Origin of the sequence: Collinsella aerofaciens, assembly GCF_040915545.1 — a bacterium.
In the GTDB taxonomy this organism is placed as follows: domain Bacteria; phylum Actinomycetota; class Coriobacteriia; order Coriobacteriales; family Coriobacteriaceae; genus Collinsella; species Collinsella aerofaciens_BE.
Map to the genome: position 1 here is coordinate 38,029 of NZ_JBCPDH010000003.1, position 21,827 is coordinate 59,855.

Here is a 21,827-nt window from a genome sequence, read left to right on the forward strand (position 1 = left end):
TGCAGGGGGCAAACTTGAGCATAGGCCCTGCAATACGGGTGTATTGCAGGGGTTTTGGCAGGTTGGAATTATTCTCTAGAAGCTATAAAGGTGAGTGTATTACATGCGTACGCCTCAGAGATTTTTATGCGCTCTCATTTTGGATGTACTACGCTTGTATTCGTGTTTATGGTTATCAACTTGAGTGAAATAAAGTAATCGTTATAAGATGCTCAAGTATCGGCACATGCCGCATTTGACCGACTATATTGCACGCTCATTAAGGGGGCCAGTGATGTCATCGACTCAAAAAAGAGCCATCCTGCAGGTGCGCATTCGCGAGGAAGACAAGCAGCATGCCGAGCATCTCTACGATGCCATGGGCACATCGCTCGCCGAGGCTGTCCGCTTATTTGTCGCGCAAAGCATTTTGATGCGCAAGCTCCCCTTTCAGCCGGTCGCCGTGCGCTCAAAGAACGGCACCGCCGCCTATGGATCGCTCAAAGCATATGGTGACCCCAATCGCCGCTCCGAAGAGCGCAATGCCTGGATTGAGTACCTTGCCACAGAAAGCGACGATTCGATTTTGGGTCCCGAGGAAGTAGATATCCATGAGTAGCACCATCATCGACGAGACCGTCATCCTGCGCTACCTGCTTGACGACGACGAGGTTCTGTCACCGCGCGCCGCCAAGGTCATCGCCACGCGCACCGCTCGCGTCTACCCCGAAATCATCACGCGCGTCGTGGTCACACTGCGCGACGTCTATAAGGTTCCCCGCGTTGAGATTACTGCGGCCATGAAGAGGTTGCTCGATGACGTCATGGTCGACGAGCCCACCGTTGTCGCCCTTGCCGTCAAACTCTTTGGCAAGACCCATATGGACTTTACCGACTGCCTCCTCGCAGCCCGAACCGCCATCTACAACGATGATGTCGTGAGCTTTGGCAAGCCCATCATCCAAGGCATGATCGACTACCGCCGCCAGCGCCAAACCGCCGCCGACGCCCGCGACCGCGCCGCCGAAGCCCGCAGCCGAAGCACCGACTCCACCATCGACAAACTCCGCCACCGCCCCCGCAGCTAACCCCATCCCCATCTGAGTTGCGGTGAAATAGTTCCTGGATTTAGGCTATTCGAGCTTTTCAGGAACTATTTCACCGCAACTTTCTGTAAGGGTGGTTTTTAGTGCCGCCGAGGGGCACTAATCAACCGTTTGCCGATATGTTTGGCTCCGACTCATGGCTCTGACCTGCCCCGTCAAGCTTTTGGTCAGTTCATGGCAAGGTCTGGCGGACCAAATATGGGATAGCGTAGTGTCATTCACTCCCCCTCGAGACCATGGGGTCGAAAATGAGTCATGATAAACGCTGTTCCAAATCGCAAGCAGAGCTATTCTTCCGGTTATTCGAGGCCCATCATGGCGGGCATCTGTTTGTAGCTACCAAAAAATGGGATGAACGCTGTGCCTACGCGCTCATGCAAAAAGAGATGATTATTCGACTCTACAACCATGTCTACGCTGACCCCGCGTATTGGAATGACCTCGGCGTCGAAGATCGCATCTTTCAATTGGCATCCGCTATTGCGGTCGTTGAACCGGATGCCGTGTTTTGTGGAGCAACGGCGGCACTGCTCTATGGCGTCGGTTCTGCATATTCGCTTCTCGACAAGGTGCAAGTGCTGCTGCCGCGTTCCACCAGACGCGATATGTACGAATTCGTTGAATACCGACGCTGGCGGCCGGGCGACGTATGGCAGCTCGGCCCGTTTACGTTAACGGATCCATATCGCACGGTGGTCGACATCGCCCGAACGAGCGCTTTTCGATATGCACTAGGCTATGTCGACGGGTTGGCTCGTGAGTACGGTGTCGAGCGTGAAGAATTGCGTGCATATGCACAAGCGAACTGCCGCGGACTGCACGGCATCGCGCGCGCATTTGACGTTTTTGAACACATGGATGGCAGATCGGATAACGGTGGAGAATCCGAGGCACGGGCGGCAATGATTCTGGCGGGAGTTGCCGCTCCCGAACTTCAGGTTGAAATCACTCGACCGGGAAACGCCGGTTATTATTTGGCAGATTACGGCTGGCAGATGCCAGACGGCTCTTGGATGCTGGCTGAGCTGCATGGACTAGGCAAGTTTGAGGACGATGCCCAAAATAATCCGGAACATACTGCGGCAAAAACCTATCGAGCTGCCCTCATGCGCGACGCGAACCTGCGTGCCATGGGCCACAACGTCATTCATTTCAAGCTCTCAGACACCCTCGATGTCAAAGCGTTCGGCTCCATGATGCGCGGCTACGGTATACCAACCACAAAACCCTACACAGACTCCTGACCGGCTGCCCTCATCTTCTCGACAACAGAACCCATCATCGACCCAGCCCGCTCGGCCTCAATAAGTTGCGGTGAAATAGTTCCTGGATAACAGCTTTTGCGGCTAATCCAGGAACTATTTCACCGCAACTTAGGAGGGGATGTGGGGTCCCGGCATGTATATGAAAATGGCTCTGGTCCCAAAAGGAACCAGAGCCATTCGTCTATCTTATGGAGCGGGCGACGGGAATCGAACCCGCGTCATCAGCTTGGAAGGCTGGGGTTCTACCATTGAACTACGCCCGCAAGATATGGTCGGGACGACAGGATTTGAACCTGCGACATCCTGCTCCCAAAGCAGGCGCGCTACCAAACTGCGCCACGTCCCGAAGGTGTTGAGCAGCTAAGGTCTAAACCTTGCGTGTCCCAAAGCGAAGGAAATTATAGGGGAGACTCCCCGCCTGTGCAAGCATTGACGCCTTAGCTCCTCGAATGTGCGACAAAACGACTATGGAGCAGACCGATCACAAAGGCAACCACGGCAACCGGCGCCCACGCGGCTCCAATGTCCGCAAGCGGCAGTGCATCGAACGGCAGCCACGCGCCCGCAAAGAACGCATCGCGGACCGAGGTGATCACACTCTGCACCGCGACAACGCCGCCGACCCACACCCACACCTGCGGATGAGCGTCGCAAAAGCCGTGCACCAGGCCCATCAGTACCAGCACGATGGCAACGGGATACAAGGCGTTGAGCATGGGCACCGAGAACATAAGAATCACGTCGAGGCCCACATTGGAGAGCACGCACGAAAACGCTGCGAACACAAAGGCGAGAATCGCAAAGGGACGGCGCATGGCCTCCTCGGAGGCCTCCGCTCCCCCTTCGACCACATACGTCTCACAGAAGTAACGCGAGCAGCAGCTGATGAGGCCGATGCACACGTTCATGCAGGCGAGAAAGAAAATCGCAAATACCACAACCGTGCCGGCAAGGCCAAAGTGCATGGAGGCCGAGCGAGCAAGGATTGCAGCGCCGTTGGTGGCGTCGGGCATCACGGTGCCGAGCTGCATACCGGCAAGGGCCAAGCCGCAATAGATGATGGCCATGAGCACGCCGGCGATCACACCGGAACGCGAAATCTCGAAGGCCACGCGTTTGTCATCGGTAACACCCAACTCGTGGATGGTCTCGGCGATGATGATGCCGAAGGCGAGCGACGCAAGCAGGTCCATGGTCTGGTAGCCGGTCAAGAAGCCTTGAACCGCAGCGCCGGCATCATAGGGAGCTTGCGGGGCAGCAGCCGGTCCCAGCGGCGAGATCACGGCAGCACCCACGACCAGCACGATGAGCGCGATGAGCGCGGGGCCCGTAATGCGACCGAGTACGCGTGTGATGACCCCCGGGCGCAGCGTAAGCACAAACGCGACGACAAAGAAGCCGACGGCAAACACCAGGCGAGCCGTGCCGAGCGAGACGCCCTCGGGCAGCAGCGGCACTAGCATCTCGAACGCCGTAGAGCTTGTGCGCGGAATGGCCAGGCACGGACCGATGGCCAGGTAGACCGCCGCAACGAAGAATTCACCAAACTTAGGATGCACGCGCCCGGCCAGCTCGCGGGCCGTGCCGGCGAGCGCGACGGCGATAAATCCCATGACGGGCAGACCGATGGCGGCAATCAGAAAGCCGAGCATGGCGACCGGCGTGGCAGAACCTGCCTGGAGCGCCAGCAGCGGCGGAATAATGAGGTTGCCGGCGCCGAAGAGCATCGAGAACAGGGCGATGCCAACGGTAACGACATGATCGGAGCGTAGACCACGCGGGGCGGATGAGGCCATATGCACACCTTTCGGGTCGAAACAAAAACGGGACGGGCAAAAACACCCGTCCCGCAAGTATAAACGGTCTAGCAGCTTTAGCAGGCTAAATCGCATAGAGCATCGATAGCCGTGTCAACTTCTTCGGTAGTGTTGAAATACCCAAACGAGAAGCGAACGATACCCTGGCGCTCGGTCCCCAGCGCGCGGTGCATGAGCGGAGCGCAATGGGCGCCGGGGCGCGTCGCAATCCCCCACCCTTGCATGAGCGCGTCCGAGATCTCGGCAGAGTCGATATCGCCCACGTTGAGCGACGCAATCGCAGAGCGCATCGGCTGGTCAAAGGCACCATAGAGCTTAATCCCCGGAATCTCGCGCACGCCGGCGAGGAAACGCTCGGCAAGCGCGCGCTCACGCGCCGCAATCGCCTCGGCCCCACCCTGGGCCTCGATAAAGTCGAGACCGGCAGAAAGGCCCGCGATGCCGTGACCGTTGAGCGTGCCCGCCTCAAGGCGCGTGGGCCACTCAAGCGGCTGCAGCGCATCGAAGCTGTGCACGCCCGTGCCGCCCATGGCCCAGGGCGCCACGTCGACACCCTCCGCCACGGCCAGACCGCCGGTGCCCTGCGGGCCCATCAATCCCTTGTGGCCGGTAAAGCAAACGACGTCGAGCCCCATGGCCTGCATGTCGATCTTCGCCGTACCGGCAGACTGGGAGGCGTCGACGATCACCAGCGCACCGGCAGCATGAGCCATGGCCGCCACGCGCGCAATGTCGACCGCGTTGCCGGTCACATTGGAGGCGTGCGTCACCACCACAGCACGCGTGCCCAGCGTGACCAACCGCTCGAGCTCGTCGTAGTCGAGCACGCCGCTCGCATCGCAGCCCGCATGCTCAACGGTCACACCCTGCTCTGCCGCAAGGCGGTTAAGCGGACGCAGCACGGAGTTGTGCTCGAGCACCGTTGTGACCACACGGTCGCCGGGGCGCACCACGCCGTTTATGGCAGTGTTGAGCGCCGCCGTGGAGTTGGGCGTAAAGCACACATGGTCCGCCCTCGGGCAACCCAAAAGGCGCGCGAGCTTGGCACGGCAAACGTGAATCGTACGAGCGGCATCGAGGGCACCCGACGTGGCGCCGCGCCCGGCATTGCCGAGCGAGCACATCGCCTGCGTCACGGCATCGATGACCGTCTGCGGCTTGTGCATGGTCGTCGCCGCGTTATCCAGATAGATCATCGCACGACCTCCCACATATCAATCACGGTATAGCCCTCGGTGGGAACACCCGCCTCGGCGAGTTCGCCGCGCAGCAGCTCCTCATCGGCAGGCAACGCCTTCCACGCCAGACCGCAGCCGGCAGCGACCTCCCCGGGCACGGGAATCGTTCGCCCGGGAAGGCCGCGCTCAATGCACAGGGACTCGCAGCCCATGGCGGCCGCCGTGGTGGGAAACGTGATGACAAGCGCCGGGCGCTTCTCCCTCATGGCAACTCCAACCAATACGCTACGGGCGCACGACGCGCACGGCCTGCTCCATCTTCTCCACGATCACGTACATATTCGTGACCTCGCCCACCGCAAGCTGGTCTTTAATGCCATAGTGGTCGAGGCAGGTACCGCAGGTGAGAATCTCGACGCCCTGCTCGGCCAGGCCCTTCAGGTCATCGAGCACCGGCGAGCCCTCGACGGTGAGCTTGGCACCGCCGTTGTAGAACAGCATGGTCGCGGGCAGTTCCTCCTGCTGCGTCACGGCAAAGATAAACGCCTTCATGAGCTTGTGGCCCAGCTCGTCGTCGCCACGGCCCATGCAATCGGTGTAGACGGAAATGACGAGTTTGCCCTTGCCGGCGCTGGCATCACAGAAGGCAGCGCCATCCTGCTCGGGATCGGCCACGGCAACGGCGCCAGAGGTCGCCACGGTCACGTGCCACTCGGCGTCAGAAACCTTCTCGACCGAGGCCGTGCAGCCTTTCTCCTGCGCCATCTTGGAAATGTTCTTAACGGCGGTCTCATTATCGACCGAGGTCACGACGGCGCCCTCGCCATCGAGCTGCTTCAGGGCTTTGAGCGTCTTGACGACGGGCAGCGGGCAGGCATCGCCCATGGCATTGACTTCAATTTTGGTAGACATAGCTTTTCCTTTCGAATAAATCGTTTTAGAACGGTACATAGCTCAATAAACGTGTCGTTAACGGACAACGTGGACGGCTGGACCGCCTGGCACCGGCTCGCACACGCGACCGACGACGGCGGCAACGCGCCCCTCGGCATGCAGACGACGCGCAAGCTCATCCACATCCGCCGCGGGCGCCGCAATAAGCAAACCGCCCGAAGTCTGTGGATCGTACAGTGCGTCGAGCATGCCCGGCTCTAGGTCCTCGTCGACCGCCACGCGCGGGCCAAAGAAATCCTGGTTGCGGTAGGAGCCCGCGGGGATAATGCCCAAACGCGCCATGTCGAGCACCTGGTCAAAGAGCGGCACCACCCCCGATGCAAGCTCAACCTGCACGCCCGAGCCCTCGGCCATCTCGCACGCGTGCCCGATCAGACCAAAGCCCGTAATGTCGGTGCACCCGTGAAGCTCAAGTCCCTCGGCTAGGCGAATCGGCGCCTCGTTGAGGGTGCGCATCGAGTCAAACATGGCTGTGGCCTCGTCCTGCTCGATGAGCTCGCCCTTAATGGCCGTGGTGATGATGCCTGAGCCGATCGCCTTGGTCAGCAACAGGACGTCGCCCACGCGCGCGCCGCTATTGGCAAGCATGCGATCGAGCGCGACAAAGCCGCTCACGGACAGGCCGTACTTGGGCTCGTCGTCGTTGATGGTGTGGCCGCCCGCGATGGAGCAACCCGCCTCGACGCACTTGTCGGCGCCGCCCGCCAGAATCTGACCGGCAACCTCAACGCCCAGGCAGCTCGGGATGCACAGCAAGTTCATGGCATGGCTCGGCCGCCCGCCCATGGCGTAGATGTCCGACAGTGAGTTTGCCGCGGCAATCTGGCCAAACAGAAACGGGTCGTCGACCATCGGCGGGAAGAAGTCGATGGACTGCACGAGGCCCAAGTTATCGCCAACGCGAAAGACGCTCGCATCGTCGGAGGTATCGAACCCCACGAGCAGGTTGTCGTTATACACATTGGGCAAGTCGCCCAGGACCTGGGCGAGGGCTCCGGGAGCCAGCTTAGCGGCTCAACCGCTCGCAGCCGTCATGGACGTGAGCCTCATGGTGTCCTTAGCCATACGAACCCCCTTCCAACAAATCAACGACTTTAAGTATACGCCCCAGGCACGCTTCCCAAGAGACCGCCGACGGCTCGAACGTCGAAGGCGGAGCCGCAAGCGCCTGCGCGATAGCATCTGCCAGTGCGCGCTTAAACAACGGAAGGTCGGCCGCCACGGGCGTGTCGACATCCGTCATACGCGGCGACGCCACCCACGTCACGGGAGCACCGGGAAGCATCGCCTCCATCCAGGGACGAACGCCGGGCAAATCGGTCGCCACAACTTTGCAGCCGCACGCGAGGGCCTCGATCGTCACGAGCGGCAGACCCTCGTAAAACGAAGGCAGCACAAAGACGTCGGAACTGCGGTAGGCATGCACGAGTCCATCGCTATCCAGGCGCCCCGCCAGCTTCACCGGCACATCCGAGGCCGCGGCCAAGCGCTCGATACGCGCGTACTCGGCATCGTCCCCGCGACCGCCCACAAGTACCAAGCCAGATGGGCGGACGTCATCGTCAATCGGCAATGACACGGCTCGGACCAGCGACTCGACGCCCTTTTTAAAGCAAATCTTACCCACGTACACAAGCGATCCCGGCCGCCTCGCCACGCTTGCGTCGCGGCAGAAGACGCGATGGTCGTAGCCCGTCCCAATCACGTGGATGCGATCGGCATCGACGCCGCACACCAGGCCAATCTGCTCAGCCTGCTCAGCATGGAGCGCAAAGACGGCATCGAGCCGACGAACTGCACTTACGATGCGATCGCGCTCGAGAGCATGCGAACGCAGCTGGCGCAGGTCGGTCGAATGGCACACGGCAACAACCGGCACGCCCCGGACGCACTCGCGCGCCAATGCGGTCACCAGATACAGATGATGACAGAGCACCAGATCGGGCCGAAACTCAGCCACCGCCCGATCGATTGCAGCGGCAAATGCCCGCTCAAATGCCTTGAGCATCGAAGGCGTCAGGTCACGATAGCGCGTGGAGGGATAGGGCATGACATCGGACATACCGCAGATGGGAAACGGCAGCTCGGACGACTCGAACGGTACGGCAAACACGGCAGCACGCCGGTCCAGCTCGCCTTGGGTATCACCCGGTGCCGCGCCGCAAAGCACGGCGGCGCGATGCCCCGTCTCGATCTGCTCGCGCACGAGCGCGGCAAGGTAGGTGCCGCTGCCGGTGCTATCTGGTTTTTGTGCCGAGATATTGAGGATGCGCATGTCGCGGTACACCCCTAGGCCAAGGCGGCGGCGCGGACAGCCGCGCCGATCGCTCCGGCAAAGCGCGCCTGGGGCGAGGTGGTCACCGGCGACCCCAGTAGCTCGCCCAACCGCTCCACCACATAGGCGTTCTCGCACAGGCCACCGGTCAGATAGTACGGGGCGCCCGCGGCCTGCCCGGCCATGGTCGCCACGCGCGAGACCACGCTGTCGATCACGCCACGCGCAATGTTCTCGCGCGGCTCACCGCGACCGATCAGGCTGATGACCTCGCTTTCGGCAAACACCGTGCACATGCTGCTGATCTTGGTGGGCTCACCGGAACGCGCAAGGTCGGCCATCTGCTGCTGGGAAATGCCTAGGCGGTCGGCCATGATCTCCAAAAAGCGCCCCGTGCCGGCGGCGCACTTGTCGTTCATGGCAAACTTGGCCACGCGGCCACTTTTAAGCTGAATGACCTTAGTGTCCTGACCGCCCACGTCGATCACCGTGCCGTGATCGCCGAACAGGCGCACGGCACCGGTGCCGTGACAGGTGATCTCAGTCACGACCTTGTGCGCATAGGGCACGGCGACACGGCCGTAGCCAGTCGCGATCACGCGCACGTCGTCGGCAGCCACGTCATAGCCAGCCGCTGCCAGTGCCTCGCGCAGCCGCTCGGAAGCATCGACCGAGGAGAACCCGGTTGGCTGCACGCACGTCCACGCCACCGAACCCTCCCCGTCGACCACAGCGGCCTTAGCCGCCGTAGACCCGATATCGATCCCGATCCCTATCATGGCTCTCTCCCAATCTAAACATCAAAGACAGCTGCGCGTTCAGGCGCCTTAGCTCTAGGTTTCTCAGGTGCCGGAGATTGCCCCGAAAGAGGAGCGCAGCGTACTTTGGGTACGCAAGCGACGGTTTGAGGAGCAAGATCCGGTGCCTGAGGAAGCTAGAGGGTTTCGATGAAGGCGGCGATGCGAGTCTCGATCTGGCCCATGTCACCGTTGCTGTAGTCGGTCTCGATCTTCATATACGGAATACCCACACCCTCGACAGCCCCCTGCATGCGCGCGCTCTCAACGTTGAAGGTGTGGCAGGCCTGTAGCACGCTCTCTACCACGCCATCGACATGGTACTTCTCGCACATGGCCAGCGTATTTTCCATACGGCCGTCGTTGGGCGTCATGACCGAGCAGTTGATGTCCAGGTAACGGTCGGCGATGGCGCGCAGGATATCGGGAGCCTCCGGGTCGATCATCATGGCCGCCGTGCGCTCACCCGAGCAGTCGTCCATGCACACGACCACACCGCCGTTGGACTCGATGGTGCGACCGATCTTGTTGATTACGCCACCCACTGGGCAGCCGGTGATCAGAATGCGCTTGGCATCCGCCGCGACCGGGCGCTCGCCCGCGTCGTAGGCCTCGCGCAGCTTGACAATCTTTTGCTCCAGCTGCTGCGCATAGGCCTCGATATCAAAGCTGAACGTGCCGGCAAACATGGTGCTCATCAGGTCGACGCCGCTCATGGCCGCCGGCTGGTTGGCCTGCAGCGCAAACATCTCGAGCTGGGCCGCACGCAAGCGGTTGCGACGACGGACGGCAGCGCGCAGGTCATCGTCGGTAATCGTGATGCCGTAGAAGTTCTCGAGCTCCTCCTTGAGCAGGCAGCACTCCTCGTACCAGCCTTCACGCTCGTAGGCGCGATCGCGACCCTGCGGAAGATGCAGAATGTGCGTGCGCTTGAGCTCGTTGAGTAGCTCGTACATCTTCTTCTTGCCGTCGCAGGTGGTCTCACCGATGATCATGTCGCTAAAGTACGTAAACGGGCACTTTTGCGAATAGGCAAAACCATACGTCGACTTGATGAGCGGACACAGATTTGCCGGCAGCACCTTCTCGGCCTCGGGAATCACCTCATCGGACGTACCGCAAAGGGCCACGCTCGAGGCGCCCGCGGCATCGATAATCTCGAGCGGCGTATAGCTGCACAAAAAGCCGACCAGACGATTGCCCGCCTGCTTGTAATCCTTGACACGAATAAACGCCGCCTTGCGCTGCTCGTTGAACTCCTCAAACGTGGATGGCAACGGCTGCTCCATATTTTCCGACATATAACTCCTTAACAAACCTTTTGACCAACCAAGGAAACGGCTTTCCCAGGTGCCCGAGGTTGCCGTGAAAGAGAAGCGCCGCGTACTTTGGTACGCAAACGATGGTTTGAACGGCAAGATCGGGTGCCTGGGGAAGCCGCCGGGACGGATACCCCTAAATGGTTTCCAAGAAAGCCTCAATCCTGGTTTGCAGTTGGCCTGCATCCTCGCCGGCGTAGTCGGTCGTGATGTGCATAAACGGAATGCCGGCCTCCTCGGCAGCCTTCTCCACGGCAAACGACTCCATCTCGTAGAGCGTGCAGAACTGCAGGGCCACGTCGACGATGCCGTCGGCATGCAAGTCCTTGGCCATCTGGACAATGTCCTTCATACGCTGATCGTTGGGCGTAAAGACGGCGCAGTTAATCTTAAAGTAGCGCTCGGCGATGGCGTCGAGCATCTCGTCGACCGTCTCACCGGACTCGTCGACCAGGTCCTTGTAGTAGCGCGAGCCCGTGCAGGACTCCTCGCCTACCACAACGCCGCCGGCCTTCTCGATGAGGTTGAACAGCTTCCAGTTGGGCACGGCCATGGGCGTGCCGGTGTACAGGATGCGCTTGGTCCCCTTGGGCGCCACGCCCTCGCCGGCCTCAACGCGCTGCTCGCACTCGGCGGCCATCTCGTTGATGGCTCCGGTCAGACGCGGCGTGTCGTCCATAAAGGCGGCCTGAACGGTCAGCAGGCTGTCGAGACCGCTGATGGGCGCCGGATCGGCAGCGCGCGTGGCAGCCAGACGCTGCAGGGCGCGACGCTTCTCGTTGACGGCGTGGATGGCAGCCTTCAGGCGCTCGGGCGTAATCTTGACGCCGCACTCTTCCTCGATCTTGGCGGCAAGCTTTTTAACCTCGGCCTTCCAGGTCACGAGCGTCGACTCGTCGTGCACGTTGGGGATATCCATGACGTACATGTTCTTTTGCGTGGCAAAGAACTCGTAGGCCTTCTTCTTGCCATCGCAGGTGTTCTCGCCCACCACCAGATCACTCGACTCAATGTAGGGGCAGACCTCGCCCAGCTTAAAGCCGGCAAAGCTCTTGATGAGCGGGCAGGTGTTGCGCGGCAGATGCTCCTCGACCTTGTCGGTCGCCCAGTCGGCACCCGAGCACAGGCCAACGGGGATGCCATCGCAGGCAAGCACGATCTCCTCGGGCACGTACGCACAGAACGAACCGACGATCTTGGTGGCCTCGCCGGCCTCCTTCTTGTCGAGCATCTCCTTAATACGGCCGCTGTGGATGTTGGTGGCGACAAAATCCAGGTAGGACGTGGACTTGGGGCGATTGTTCTGCGTCAGGAACATATCGCCGTACATCTGGCCCACAGCGCCCAGCAGCATGTCGTGATCGGCAAGATTCATGCCGAGGCTCTCCCACATCGGATGGAAATCGAATTCTTCAGCCATGACGGTTCCCCTCTCGAACCAAATACGGATAACTACGGTATTGCTGCACGGTGGGCGGCGAAAACCCAGCCGTGCCTAAACCCGGAATTTTGGGGAACCTGCTTTGCGGTCGATTATTTAGTTGTGCGTCGTCTCTCCCGGAGCCGTGAACATACCTGCTCATATGCGACTCCGAGCCATATACAGGGCGCGCGCGGCAACGCGGCGAATGTATGTCGTCTGCGGCATGTGCGCGTCCTCCTTTACAAGTTAAGGTCAACTATATCAACGGTCGTCGACCATGCGAACACCGTTGACATTCGTACGACAGCGTCGTGTGCCGCCGTTTAATAAATAATTATCTGTGTTGATAAGAGTTTGTCATTCCCCATTAGGCGAACGGCAAGACAAAGCCGCCGAGACTTATATCCCCGACGGCATTACCCGGCGCTACCGACAAACCAGATGGATCCTGCTGGCATCAAAATGCATACGCAGGGTCTCGCCTTCTTGCGGTAACCCATCCGCTGGTACGCTCAATTTGTTGACCTTCCACTGCAGACGCGTTGGCGCATCGGCCCGCGGCGCATCCAACAGCACCAGGCGCTCAAAACGCGAATCGCTCACGCGCGCCACGTGCAGGTCGTAGCTGTTGCGACCCCGCTCGGCACGGTTGTCCACATGGAAGTAGCTCGCGCGAATGCCCAGGTACGCCACATTATCGGGAACCTCGCGACCCACGTTAAAGGTCATGCCCCAGTCGAGGGCCTCAACTTCTTCGTCGCCGATCTTGCACGCCCGGCTTGTATTCTTGCAGCCCGTTAGGCGCAGCGCCGCCAGCGTCTGCGGACGGCGGACCACGTCCTCGACAGAACCGATCTCCTCAACATGCCCGTCGTGCATCACGCAGATACGCTGGCACAGGCGGCACGCTTCGTCGATGTCGTGGCTCACGTAGAGCACGGTACGGTTACAGACGTCGAACAGGTCGAGCATGTTCTGCTCGAGTGCGCTCTTAAGATAGGAATCGAGCGCGCTCATGGGCTCGTCGAACATAAAAATGCCCGGATGCGCCGCCACCATGCGGGCAAGCGCCACACGTTGTTGCTGACCGCCCGAGAGTCGCGCGGGATAGCGGTCGGCAAAATCGGACAGACCGAAAATGCCCAGATAGCGCTCGGCGAGCTTTTTGCGCGCGGCGGCGTCGCCCGCATCCTTTACACCGGCGCATACGTTATCGGCCACCGTCATGTTGGGAAACAGCTGATAGTTTTGGAACAGCAGGGCGCATTTTCGCTCCTGGGGCGACAGGTTGATGCCCGCCGCCGAGTCAAAAAAGGTCACGCCGTTGACGACGATCTTGCCCTCGTCGGGCGTCTCCACGCCGGCGATGCAGCACAGCGTACAGCTCTTGCCGCAACCCGAGGCACCGAGCAGCGCCACACGATCCTCGCCGGCCTCAAGCTGTATGTCGAGCATAAACCCGGGATAGCGCTTTTTGATATCCAGAACGAGCGACATGGCCTATCGACCTCCCTGCAAAGCGGCATCATCGCGCATGAGCTCGGCCAGCGCCTCGCGATCGATACGCAAGGCATCGCCGCCCGCCGGGTCGAGCGAATCGCCCTGTCCGGCAAGATCTTTGGCCTGTTTGCGCTCCGCACGGGAAAGGCCCCGCTCGCGATACTTTTGCGAATGAGCGGTGTACATATTGATGAACAGAATGACCAGGAAGCTGAACGCAATTACGACCACGACCCAAAAGAGGGCTACCGACGTGTTGCCCCCCATCCACTCAAAGTAGATGGCGATGGGAATGGTCTGGGTAATGCCGGCATAGTTGCCCGCAAAGAACAGCGTGCAGCCAAACTCGCCCATCGCGCGGGCAAAGGCGAGCACCGTGCCCGCTGCGATTGAGGGCCAACCAAGGGGCATCATAAGCTTGGTAAAGATGCGACGCTCGGACCAGCCAAGCGTGCGCGCCGCATCGAGCATCTGCGTGTCGAGGCTCTCGAAGGCTCCGAGCGCCGTGCGGTAGACCAGGGGAAACGACACAACGACGGCAGATATCACCGCTGCCGGCCACGTAAAGACAATCGAGATGCCGCGCGCGATCAGCCACCGACCGACCCCGGTCGATCGACCAAATAGCATAAGCAGCAAAAAGCCGCAGACCGTGGGCGGCAGCACCATAGGGATGGTAAAGACCGAGTCGAGCAGGCCCTTGATGCGACTCGAGGTACCCATAGTCTTCCACGCGGCGAACAGACCCAGCGCAAAGGAGATCAGCAGGGCAAGGCCGCTCGTTTTTATGGACACCCAAAACGGGCGATAGTCGATGCCGCCCAAAAAGGAGGCCAGAGAGGTCAAGGGCCCCTGCTCATCCCGCAACACGACAGACGATGCTTCTACCATGTGAGCGCTATCAAGCCAACGCGCGCCGCCCTTGGCATCACCCGAGGCTGATGCAATCACCACATAGCGGTCCCCATCCGCACCGCACTCGTCAAAACCATAGGTATACCCGCCGGATTCAAACGTTGTTTCCGCCGTGACATACCAAGGAAGGTCCACGTCCCCTAGCTGCGCACCTCCCATGCAGTTTGCGCTGTCGAGCTCACAGACGAGGGCCTTAAGACCCGATACGCACTCGTTGTCCTGCGGATCCAATCCATACTTCTCGGCCGCGTTGGGCGATATCCACACCACAACGCGATCGGCAGCAAGCGCCACTACAAGGTCCACGTCCTCGTCAACGGGAAACCGGTAGCCCTCAGGCTGGCCCTCCATGGCACGAGCGGTCCCCTTGGCCAACCGCTCAAAACCCTCGATCCCATAGGAAAGCCCATGGGCGGTCGCAGCAACCTGGGCCCCGTCCTCAGCGTCCCCAGCAAACGCAAATCCCGGCACCCAGCAAAGCGCGAAGGTCAAAGCACAGGCGACAAGCATGCGGAATCTATTAAGCACGAAAAGCTCCAAGCGAATACAAGGACGGAGTGAAACACAAAACGATGGAATTATCGCGCCAAGCCGCACTACGCGGAAAGCTCAAAGCCGTACTTGGCCCAAATCTTCTGAGCCTTCTTGTTGGTCAGGCAGAAGTCGATGAACGTCTTGGCCTCGTCGGCGTGCTCGGAGCTCTCGGCAACGGCACCCGGGTACACGATGGGCTTGTGCGAGTCCTCGGGGCACACGAAGGCCTCCTCGATGCCGTCGTAGCGGTAGATGTCGGAGCTGTAGACAAAACCGGCCACGCAGTCGCCTGTGGACACATAGGCGGCGGCGGTGCCCACTTTATCGGCCAGTACGACCTTGTCGGCAATCACGGGAGTATAGTCGCCGTCGTCGCCCTCGGTGCCGGTGTAGAGGCCCACGGAGGCCAGGGCCTGGTTGGCATACTTGCCGGCGGGGACGGTCTTGGCGTCGCCGATGGCAATCTTGCCGTCCAGATTCGCGACGTCGGCGATGGCCTCGACCTTGGTGTCGGAGCCCTCGGCGCGAATGATCACGAGGTCGTTGACGAACATATCCTCACGGGTGTCGGCGTCGACGAGCTCGGCGGCCTCGGCGTCGTCCATGGTGCCCTTGGAAGCCGTGATGAGCACGTCGACGGCGGCACCGGCGCGCATCTGCTCGACAAGGTCGCCAGACGCCTTAAACTGCGCGTCGGCAAAGGTGGCGCCGGTCTGCTCGGTGTAGAGCTCCTGAACCTCGGGCAGGGCCTTCTCGAGCGAGTTGGCGGCAAAGACCTGCAGCTCGACAGCTTTCTTGGAAGATGCCTTAGCAGAACCGGCATCGGATCCGGCCGGCTCGGACGTCTTGCTGCCCGAACAGCCGGCAAGACCAAGGCCGGCAGCGGCGACAGCAGAAAGCGAAACGAATCCGCGGCGAGAAACCATATCGAACATGTTCAACCCTTTCGAACGCTATGCCCGGGCACCCCGCCGCAGGCTTTATTCTGTAATAAGATTATACTTCGGCGCGAATAATGTTTATGATAAATATCTCTCGCCTGATAATTTTCTTTTACCGACAACCACGAGACGTCCCACACTGCCGCTGCATAAAAAGGGCGGAGCGACTCGCAAGATCGCTCCGCCGCAGGTAGCGCGCTTATTTGGCGTGCCCGCCGCCCGCCGTCATTTGGGCCGCATGCTCCAGCTGGTCGCTCACAGCCTCCCAGCTTTCGCGGGCCGCTTTCGTAGATCCTGGAAAGTTGATGACAAGCGTATGCCCACGCTGCATACACACGGCGCGCGAGAGCATGGCGCGGCGCGTCTTGGTCATGGAGTACGCACGGATTGCCTCTGCAATACCCGGCACATCGCGGTCGCAGACGGCACGCGTCGCCTCGGGCGTCACATCGCGCATCGAAAGCCCCGTGCCGCCGCAGGTGAGCACGACATTGGCGTGGCACTCATCGGCGGCTTCCACAATGGCATCACCAATCTCGCTGACGTCATCGCGCACGACCACATGTGAGGCGACCGTCCAGCCCTGTGCCTCGATAAGTTCCTCGAGTGCGGCTCCAGCCTCGTCCTGGGCAAGATCACGCGTATCCGAGCACGTCACAATCGAAATCTTCAGCTCCATAGCATTCCTCCTACAACACGGCGCCCTCGGGCAGGTCGACGCGAACAACGTCCACGACATCTCCCGCCCTGAGCTCGCACGGTCCTTCGTCAATACACAGCAGGCAGTTCGCACGCTGCATAGTTCCAAGCAGCGCCGAATTCTGCGTCTTAGCCTCGGTCACCAACAGCTCACCGGTCTCGGGGTCGCACAAAACCGTGGCGCGATCGAAGAAGCGGCGATGCTGGCGCTTCTTCACGCTATGCGTAAGCGTCGCCCGCTGCACGGGACGCGCACCCTCGGCAAAGCCGCGCATCTTGCGAATCGCCGGACGGGCAAGCATCTCAAAGCCCACATACGCCGCCGCGGGATTGCCCGAAAGCCCCAAATACGGCTTGCCGCCGAGCAAACCAAACGTAATGGCCTTGCCCGGGCGCATCGAGATGCGATCGAACAGCACCTCGCCCTCGCGCTGGACCAGCGCCGTCACATAGTCGTAATCGCCCGCCGAGGCGCCTCCGCTCGTAATGACAAAATCGCACTCTTGCACCGCGCGATGCACGAGCTCGGCAATCGCCTGCTCATCATCAGGCGCAATGCCGTAGAACACGGGCTCGGCTCCTGCATCGAGCGCCTCGGCCATCAACGCCGAGGAGTTGGAGTCGCGAATCTGACCGCGCGCCGGTACCTTGCTCGGTGCGACCAGTTCCGTGCCCAGCGAGATAATGCCCACGCGTGGGGCAGCGTGAACCTTCACGCTCGCATATCCGGCGCTTGCCAGCAGACCCGCGCCCGCCGGAGCCACAACCTCGCCGGCGTGAATCACAACATCGCCGGCATGGGACTCCTCGGCGGCAGAGCGAACGTTCTCCCCCACCTTGGCCGGCGCCGAGAACCTCACGTGTGAGCCCTCGTTGCCGTCGCCGTCAAGCACCTCGACGATCTCGTATTTCACCACGGCATCCGCACCCTCGGGCACCGGCGCGCCCGTCATGATGCGAACGGTCTCGCCCGGGGCGATTGCGCCCTCAAACACATGGCCCGCGGCCTCGTGTCCGATAACGTCGAGCGTCACCGGCGCCTCGCCAGACGCCTGCACCAAGTCCGCCGAGCGCACGGCATATCCGTCCATAGCGCTGTTGGCAAACGGCGAGATGTCGATATCGGCCACCGCGTCCTCGGCCAAGGGAAGACCGGCGGCCTGCCACACGGGAATCTCGATGAGATCCGTCGGAACAACATGCGACAGAACAATCGACTGCGCGTCCTCCAGCGGAATGAGTTTCTCTGCCATATGCACCTCTTAATGCCACGGCGCACAACAGGAGCGCCGATTCTTTATGTTTATCTCAGTATAATCCCCCGCCGCACGACGGCGGCACGGCCCATGCCCACGAATACACCTGTCGGTAACGGACGGCGAAACAGAACCGAAACCAACCTGCCGGTTTGTCACGTTTGGCACGTTCTATAATGCTCGTGTTGCAACCTAAAAGAGGAACGTATGGCTTTTACCGACAAACCCGAAAGCGCAAACGAGGCGCAGGATCATTCCCAACCGGTCGACGACGGCGGCTTTTTCTCCCTTAACGACGTCATCGTGGCAGGCAGGCATCAGCTCACCCGCTCCGAGCATCTCTTGGCTGTCGACACGCGCCGCAACGTCCGCAACCTATTCGCGAGCGCCAAGTTGCTCATACTCGTCGTCATCGTCTCGCTCGCCATGGGCGTTGCCGCTTGGGCGTTTTTGGCCTCGCTGAATATCGCGACCGATTATCGTGAGCACCATGCGTGGATTTACGCGCTGCTTCCCGTTGTAGGCGTTGCCACCGCATGGGTGTACAAAAACCACGGTCTTGCCGCCAAACGCGGCAACAACCTGGTCATCGACTCCGCTCTGGGCACACGCCTCATCCATATGCGCATGGCCGTCCTCACGTTTGTGTGCTCCACGCTCACGCACCTAACGGGCGGATCGGCCGGTCGCGAGGGAGCCGCGGTGCAGATCGGCGGCACCATCGCCAGCAACATCTCGAGCCTCGCCCACCTCGAAAAGCATGACCACCACGACCTCATGCTCGCCGGCATCTCGTCGGCCTTTGGCGCCGTATTCGGCTCGCCCCTTGCCGGGGCTTTCTTTGGCATGGAGATGTGCTTTATCGGCAAGATCGACTACACCGCGGGCATCTACTGCTTGGTCGCCTCGTTTACCGGCTACTTTACATCACTCGCCCTGGGTACCGAGTACGAAGCGAATGTCATCGCCAGCGTTCCCAACATGACACCCAAAACGGTCGTCATCGTTGTTATCAGCGCCATTATCTTCGGTCTGACGGCACGCCTCTTTGCCTGGTCGGTTCGAACCGTCAAGAGCCTGTACGGTCGCTTTATCACCAATTACCTCGTTCGCGCACTCATAGGCGCACTCGTGGTTTTGGCCGCCTATGCCCTCCTCGACGCCTGGAACTACGCCGGCCTTTCCACGTGGCTTTCCGGCGCCGGATTTGCCGGCAACACCACCCTGGCGGACGCAGCCATAAAGTTGGTCGTCACAGCGCTTACCCTGGGCGCGGGCTTCCAAGGCGGCGAGGTCACGCCCCTGTTTGGCATCGGTGCGGCACTCGGTGGCTGGATCGGTTACCTTACCGGGCTCGACCCCAGTTTTCTGGCGGCTCTCGGCATGCTCGGCGTGTTCTGCGCCGGCCTCAACGTGCCCATCACCACCTGCATGATGGCCATCGACCTGTTCCACGGCACGGCAGCCGGGTTCTTTGTCATCGTGGCCTTTATCAGCTACCTAACCGCCGGACACCGCGGCGTATACCCCGCCCAGCGCATCATCTCGCCCAAGCGCCGTTCGCTTATTGTGGATGAGGGCGGTACGGTAGCAGATGCTATCGAGCGCCACAACGACCTGATAGAGTAGACGTAAGTATTCGACGTGCAGCCACAATCGGGGGCAATTAGACCTGAGCGCGACCGCACCGTCACGTCATACGCCGGGAGTCGCCCCATGCACGCAACTGATTTTGGCCGCACGCTCATCATCGCCAACCCAGCAGCCCAATCGGGTGCGGCGCACGAAGTTGCCGAGCGCCTGCAACGCTTTTTGGATATGACCGCGCGAGCATCCCAGTTTGACCTGGTGCTGACCGAGCGCATGGGACACGCCAAGGAGCTGGCCGCACAGGCTCAGGGCTATCGCACCGTTATCGCCCTTGGCGGTGACGGCGTGATTCACGAGGTCGTCAACGGGCTTATGACGCAAGAGGAGGACGCCCGCCCCGCTCTTGCCATCCTACCCGTGGGCTCTGGCAACGATTTTGCCCAAACGCTCGGCATCGACGATTTCTCCGGTAAGGATTTTGGCGCGCTGCTCACCTGTGAGCTGCAGCGTCAGGACATCGGGCGAATTCGCTCGTGGAGCCCTGCGAGCGGCAGCGGCGAGGCTACCGTTGAGTACTACGACCAGACGCTTTCGGTCGGCATCGATGCCGCCATCGGCCTTGGCACCACCGAGCTGCGCAAAAAGACCGGCTTGACGGGCGCGCCGCTCTACACCCTCTCGGGACTTGAGCAGTTTGGCCTACGTTATCGCAACTACCCCATGACAGTCAGCTTTGACGGGGCGCCTGCCGAGCGCGTGAGGGCGATCATCATGGCGATTCAGCTGGGTCCTACCTATGGCTCGGGCTATCGCATCTGTCCCGACGCCGACCCCTGTGACGGTATATTCGACGTCTGCTACGCCTGCGGCCCCGTTCCGCGCGCGGTCGCGCTTCCCATGTTCCTTTCGGCCAAAGATGGCCACCATACCAAGTTGCCGCCGGTTCGCATGCGCCGCTGCCGCCATGCCGAGCTTACCTTTGAGGAGCCCGACTACCCCATCCAGGCCGACGGCGAGCCCGTTGTCGCCTCACGCATCGAGGTCGACATCCTCGCCGGCGCCCTCGAGGTCTGGCACCCCACCCGCTAACCCCACCTAAGTTGCGGTGAAATAGGGACTGTTTATGCAGCAAAAGCCGCAAAACAGTCCCTATTTCACCGCAACTTATGAGGAGGCTATTCGTCGCTGCCCGGTTTGCGACGGTTGGCCTTTTTAATGGCGTTGAAGTGCTTGTCATTAAGCCTGCGCTGGCGAGAGCGCTGAGGCACCTTGGTCTTTACGCGTCGACGCGGTGGACGCCCGCGACGCTCAAGCTCAGCGCGCAGCTTACGCAGGCAGCTCGCGCGATTCTGAAACTGGCTGCGGCTCTCACGCGCCGTCACGACAATCCCCGTGGGCCCATGTTTCATGCGCACCGCAGAGTCCGTCGTGTTCACGCCCTGCCCGCCCGGACCCGTCGCGCGAAACACCTGTACCTCGCAATCGTGCGCCAGCTCCTCGACCGACATCTCGGCATAGCGCGCATACTCACGCCATCCCATCTTGTTCTCATCCATATCAGCACCTCCCCTCATACAAAAAATGTGACAAAGGGACAGTCCCTTTGTCACATCGCATACCAATCGCTTGTGTTGCGCGCTTAGGCGAAGGTGATCTCGCCGTTCTCGCAGTCCATATCGGCGATACGGGCCAGGCTCTCAACGCGGAAGCCGCGCTGACGGAGCTTATCGCCGCCGCCCTGGAAGCCCTTCTCCACGGCAATACCGATGCCGGCAACCTCGGCGCCCGCAGCCTCGCAGATCTTGATGAGACCCTCAAGCGCACAGCCGTTAGCCAAGAAGTCGTCGATGATCAGAACCTTGTCGCCCTCGGACAGGAAGCGCTTACCTACAATGACCGGGTACTCCTTCTGCTTGGTGAAGGAGTAGATGGTCGTGGCATACTGCTCGCCATCGAGGTTGATGGACTGCGCCTTCTTGGCAAAGACCACCGGCACGCCGCCAAAATGCTGAGCTGCGATGCAGGCCATGCCAATGCCCGAAGCCTCAATCGTCAGGATCTTGTTGATCTCGACACCCTCGAACAGACGGGCCCACTCGGCACCCATGTGGTCGAACAGCTCAACGTCGCACTGGTGGTTGAGGAAGGCATCAACCTTAAGGACGTTACCGGCCTTTACGATGCCGTCATGGCGAATACGATCCTCAAGCTCCTGCATGGCGCAACCCCTTCTCGCGGCAACGATACCGCGCGATTAATAAACGTTGTTCGATAGTCTA

At 60.8% G+C, this 21,827-nt stretch carries 20 protein-coding genes, 2 tRNA genes and 1 pseudogene; 5 read left to right on the forward strand and 18 right to left on the reverse strand.

The window, feature by feature from the left end; translation table 11 throughout:
- The first annotated feature begins 274 nt into the window (after positions 1-274).
- The 3 genes from AB5202_RS01615 to AB5202_RS01625 all read left to right on the forward strand — a co-directional run bounded on the left by AB5202_RS01615 (position 275) and on the right by AB5202_RS01625 (position 2,329).
- Complete coding sequence (locus AB5202_RS01615) at positions 275-598, forward strand: type II toxin-antitoxin system RelB/DinJ family antitoxin (RefSeq protein ID WP_368143489.1); 324 nt, start codon at positions 275-277, stop codon at positions 596-598.
- Positions 591-1,067, forward strand: coding sequence for a type II toxin-antitoxin system VapC family toxin (locus AB5202_RS01620; RefSeq protein ID WP_368143490.1), 477 nt, complete (start codon positions 591-593; stop codon positions 1,065-1,067). The genes AB5202_RS01615 and AB5202_RS01620 overlap by 8 nt, the downstream gene beginning before the upstream one ends.
- Positions 1,068-1,333: 266 nt before the next feature.
- Positions 1,334-2,329 carry a hypothetical protein gene (locus AB5202_RS01625; RefSeq protein WP_349070074.1) on the forward strand — a complete coding sequence of 332 codons (996 nt, stop codon included), beginning with the start codon at positions 1,334-1,336 and terminating at the stop codon, positions 2,327-2,329.
- Between the two features lie 210 nt (positions 2,330-2,539).
- On the opposite strand, the gene AB5202_RS01630 is transcribed toward AB5202_RS01625, so the two are convergent.
- The 16 genes from AB5202_RS01630 to AB5202_RS01705 all read right to left on the reverse strand — a co-directional run bounded on the left by AB5202_RS01630 (position 2,540) and on the right by AB5202_RS01705 (position 17,955).
- Positions 2,540-2,613: transfer RNA gene (locus AB5202_RS01630), tRNA-Gly, on the reverse strand.
- Positions 2,614-2,619: 6 nt separating this feature from the next.
- A tRNA-Pro gene (locus tag AB5202_RS01635) sits at positions 2,620-2,696 on the reverse strand.
- Positions 2,697-2,787: 91 nt separating this feature from the next.
- Positions 2,788-4,146 (reverse strand): branched-chain amino acid transport system II carrier protein, encoded by a 1,359-nt coding sequence (gene brnQ / locus AB5202_RS01640; protein ID WP_368143491.1) that lies wholly within the window; start codon positions 4,144-4,146, stop codon positions 2,788-2,790.
- 77 nt (positions 4,147-4,223) lie between these two features.
- Positions 4,224-5,363 carry an aminotransferase class V-fold PLP-dependent enzyme gene (locus AB5202_RS01645; protein WP_161159916.1) on the reverse strand — a complete coding sequence of 380 codons (1,140 nt, stop codon included), beginning with the start codon at positions 5,361-5,363 and terminating at the stop codon, positions 4,224-4,226.
- Entirely contained in the window at positions 5,360-5,611 is a 252-nt protein-coding gene (locus tag AB5202_RS01650; RefSeq protein WP_161159820.1) for a putative Se/S carrier protein, read from the reverse strand. The genes AB5202_RS01645 and AB5202_RS01650 overlap by 4 nt, the downstream gene beginning before the upstream one ends.
- A 19-nt stretch (positions 5,612-5,630) precedes the next feature.
- Positions 5,631-6,257, reverse strand: a complete 627-nt coding sequence (gene yedF / locus AB5202_RS01655) for a sulfurtransferase-like selenium metabolism protein YedF (RefSeq protein WP_055286145.1) — start codon at positions 6,255-6,257, stop codon at positions 5,631-5,633.
- A gap of 57 nt (positions 6,258-6,314) precedes the next feature.
- A complete protein-coding gene (gene selD / locus AB5202_RS01660) occupies positions 6,315-7,364 on the reverse strand; it encodes a selenide, water dikinase SelD (protein ID WP_368143492.1) in 1,050 nt (349 codons plus the stop codon).
- A complete protein-coding gene (locus tag AB5202_RS01665; protein ID WP_368143493.1) occupies positions 7,357-8,574 on the reverse strand; it encodes a glycosyltransferase family 4 protein in 1,218 nt (405 codons plus the stop codon). The genes selD and AB5202_RS01665 overlap by 8 nt, the downstream gene beginning before the upstream one ends.
- Before the next feature lie 14 nt (positions 8,575-8,588).
- Entirely contained in the window at positions 8,589-9,353 is a 765-nt protein-coding gene (locus AB5202_RS01670; RefSeq protein ID WP_368143494.1) for an acyl-CoA dehydratase activase, read from the reverse strand.
- A 155-nt stretch (positions 9,354-9,508) separates the two neighbouring features.
- Positions 9,509-10,672, reverse strand: a complete 1,164-nt coding sequence (locus tag AB5202_RS01675; RefSeq protein ID WP_055286141.1) for a double-cubane-cluster-containing anaerobic reductase — start codon at positions 10,670-10,672, stop codon at positions 9,509-9,511.
- Positions 10,673-10,826: 154 nt separating this feature from the next.
- A complete protein-coding gene (locus AB5202_RS01680; RefSeq protein ID WP_368143495.1) occupies positions 10,827-12,110 on the reverse strand; it encodes a double-cubane-cluster-containing anaerobic reductase in 1,284 nt (427 codons plus the stop codon).
- Between the two features lie 429 nt (positions 12,111-12,539).
- Positions 12,540-13,610 (reverse strand): sulfate/molybdate ABC transporter ATP-binding protein, encoded by a 1,071-nt coding sequence (locus tag AB5202_RS01685; RefSeq protein WP_368143496.1) that lies wholly within the window; start codon positions 13,608-13,610, stop codon positions 12,540-12,542.
- 3 nt (positions 13,611-13,613) lie between these two features.
- Positions 13,614-15,056 (reverse strand): molybdate ABC transporter permease subunit, encoded by a 1,443-nt coding sequence (modB, locus tag AB5202_RS01690; RefSeq protein ID WP_368143497.1) that lies wholly within the window; start codon positions 15,054-15,056, stop codon positions 13,614-13,616.
- Positions 15,057-15,124: 68 nt separating this feature from the next.
- Complete coding sequence (modA, locus tag AB5202_RS01695) at positions 15,125-15,997, reverse strand: molybdate ABC transporter substrate-binding protein (protein WP_368143498.1); 873 nt, start codon at positions 15,995-15,997, stop codon at positions 15,125-15,127.
- Between the two features lie 205 nt (positions 15,998-16,202).
- Positions 16,203-16,682: a MogA/MoaB family molybdenum cofactor biosynthesis protein gene (locus tag AB5202_RS01700; RefSeq protein WP_368143499.1), complete on the reverse strand. Its 480-nt coding sequence runs from the start codon at positions 16,680-16,682 to the stop codon at positions 16,203-16,205.
- Between the two features lie 10 nt (positions 16,683-16,692).
- Positions 16,693-17,955: a molybdopterin molybdotransferase MoeA gene (locus AB5202_RS01705; protein ID WP_368143500.1), complete on the reverse strand. Its 1,263-nt coding sequence runs from the start codon at positions 17,953-17,955 to the stop codon at positions 16,693-16,695.
- Positions 17,956-18,165: 210 nt separating this feature from the next.
- Here AB5202_RS01705 and AB5202_RS01710 point away from each other — a divergent pair, with 210 nt between their 5' ends.
- Both AB5202_RS01710 and AB5202_RS01715 read left to right on the forward strand, forming a co-directional pair.
- Positions 18,166-19,587, forward strand: a complete 1,422-nt coding sequence (locus tag AB5202_RS01710) for a chloride channel protein (RefSeq protein ID WP_368143501.1) — start codon at positions 18,166-18,168, stop codon at positions 19,585-19,587.
- Positions 19,588-19,674: 87 nt separating this feature from the next.
- Positions 19,675-20,637 carry a diacylglycerol/lipid kinase family protein gene (locus AB5202_RS01715; RefSeq protein WP_368143502.1) on the forward strand — a complete coding sequence of 321 codons (963 nt, stop codon included), beginning with the start codon at positions 19,675-19,677 and terminating at the stop codon, positions 20,635-20,637.
- Between the two features lie 86 nt (positions 20,638-20,723).
- Here the strand turns inward: AB5202_RS01715 and AB5202_RS01720 are convergent.
- Positions 20,724-21,032 (reverse strand): annotated as a pseudogene (locus tag AB5202_RS01720) (peptide chain release factor-like protein); the annotation flags it as partial.
- Between the two features lie 155 nt (positions 21,033-21,187).
- A complete protein-coding gene (locus AB5202_RS01725; protein WP_195544895.1) occupies positions 21,188-21,766 on the reverse strand; it encodes a xanthine phosphoribosyltransferase in 579 nt (192 codons plus the stop codon).
- Between the last annotated feature and the right edge of the window lie 61 nt (positions 21,767-21,827).

What these genes read in the sequence shown, in the direction of transcription:
- AB5202_RS01615 (WP_368143489.1), top strand. Translation starts at nt 275, where the DNA reads ATGTCATCGACTCAAAAAAGAGCCATCCTGCAGGTGCGCATTCGCGAG.
- yedF (WP_055286145.1), bottom strand. Translation starts at nt 6,257, where the DNA reads ATGTCTACCAAAATTGAAGTCAATGCCATGGGCGATGCCTGCCCGCTG.
- AB5202_RS01670 (WP_368143494.1), bottom strand. Translation starts at nt 9,353, where the DNA reads ATGATAGGGATCGGGATCGATATCGGGTCTACGGCGGCTAAGGCCGCT.
- AB5202_RS01665 (WP_368143493.1), bottom strand. Translation starts at nt 8,574, where the DNA reads ATGCGCATCCTCAATATCTCGGCACAAAAACCAGATAGCACCGGCAGC.
- AB5202_RS01700 (WP_368143499.1), bottom strand. Translation starts at nt 16,682, where the DNA reads ATGGAGCTGAAGATTTCGATTGTGACGTGCTCGGATACGCGTGATCTT.
- AB5202_RS01710 (WP_368143501.1), top strand. Translation starts at nt 18,166, where the DNA reads ATGGCTTTTACCGACAAACCCGAAAGCGCAAACGAGGCGCAGGATCAT.
- AB5202_RS01725 (WP_195544895.1), bottom strand. Translation starts at nt 21,766, where the DNA reads ATGCAGGAGCTTGAGGATCGTATTCGCCATGACGGCATCGTAAAGGCC.
- AB5202_RS01705 (WP_368143500.1), bottom strand. Translation starts at nt 17,955, where the DNA reads ATGGCAGAGAAACTCATTCCGCTGGAGGACGCGCAGTCGATTGTTCTG.
- AB5202_RS01675 (WP_055286141.1), bottom strand. Translation starts at nt 10,672, where the DNA reads ATGTCGGAAAATATGGAGCAGCCGTTGCCATCCACGTTTGAGGAGTTC.
- AB5202_RS01645 (WP_161159916.1), bottom strand. Translation starts at nt 5,363, where the DNA reads ATGATCTATCTGGATAACGCGGCGACGACCATGCACAAGCCGCAGACG.
- AB5202_RS01715 (WP_368143502.1), top strand. Translation starts at nt 19,675, where the DNA reads ATGCACGCAACTGATTTTGGCCGCACGCTCATCATCGCCAACCCAGCA.
- AB5202_RS01650 (WP_161159820.1), bottom strand. Translation starts at nt 5,611, where the DNA reads ATGAGGGAGAAGCGCCCGGCGCTTGTCATCACGTTTCCCACCACGGCG.
- AB5202_RS01680 (WP_368143495.1), bottom strand. Translation starts at nt 12,110, where the DNA reads ATGGCTGAAGAATTCGATTTCCATCCGATGTGGGAGAGCCTCGGCATG.
- AB5202_RS01625 (WP_349070074.1), top strand. Translation starts at nt 1,334, where the DNA reads ATGAGTCATGATAAACGCTGTTCCAAATCGCAAGCAGAGCTATTCTTC.
- modA (WP_368143498.1), bottom strand. Translation starts at nt 15,997, where the DNA reads ATGTTCGATATGGTTTCTCGCCGCGGATTCGTTTCGCTTTCTGCTGTC.
- brnQ (WP_368143491.1), bottom strand. Translation starts at nt 4,146, where the DNA reads ATGGCCTCATCCGCCCCGCGTGGTCTACGCTCCGATCATGTCGTTACC.
- AB5202_RS01685 (WP_368143496.1), bottom strand. Translation starts at nt 13,610, where the DNA reads ATGTCGCTCGTTCTGGATATCAAAAAGCGCTATCCCGGGTTTATGCTC.
- AB5202_RS01620 (WP_368143490.1), top strand. Translation starts at nt 591, where the DNA reads ATGAGTAGCACCATCATCGACGAGACCGTCATCCTGCGCTACCTGCTT.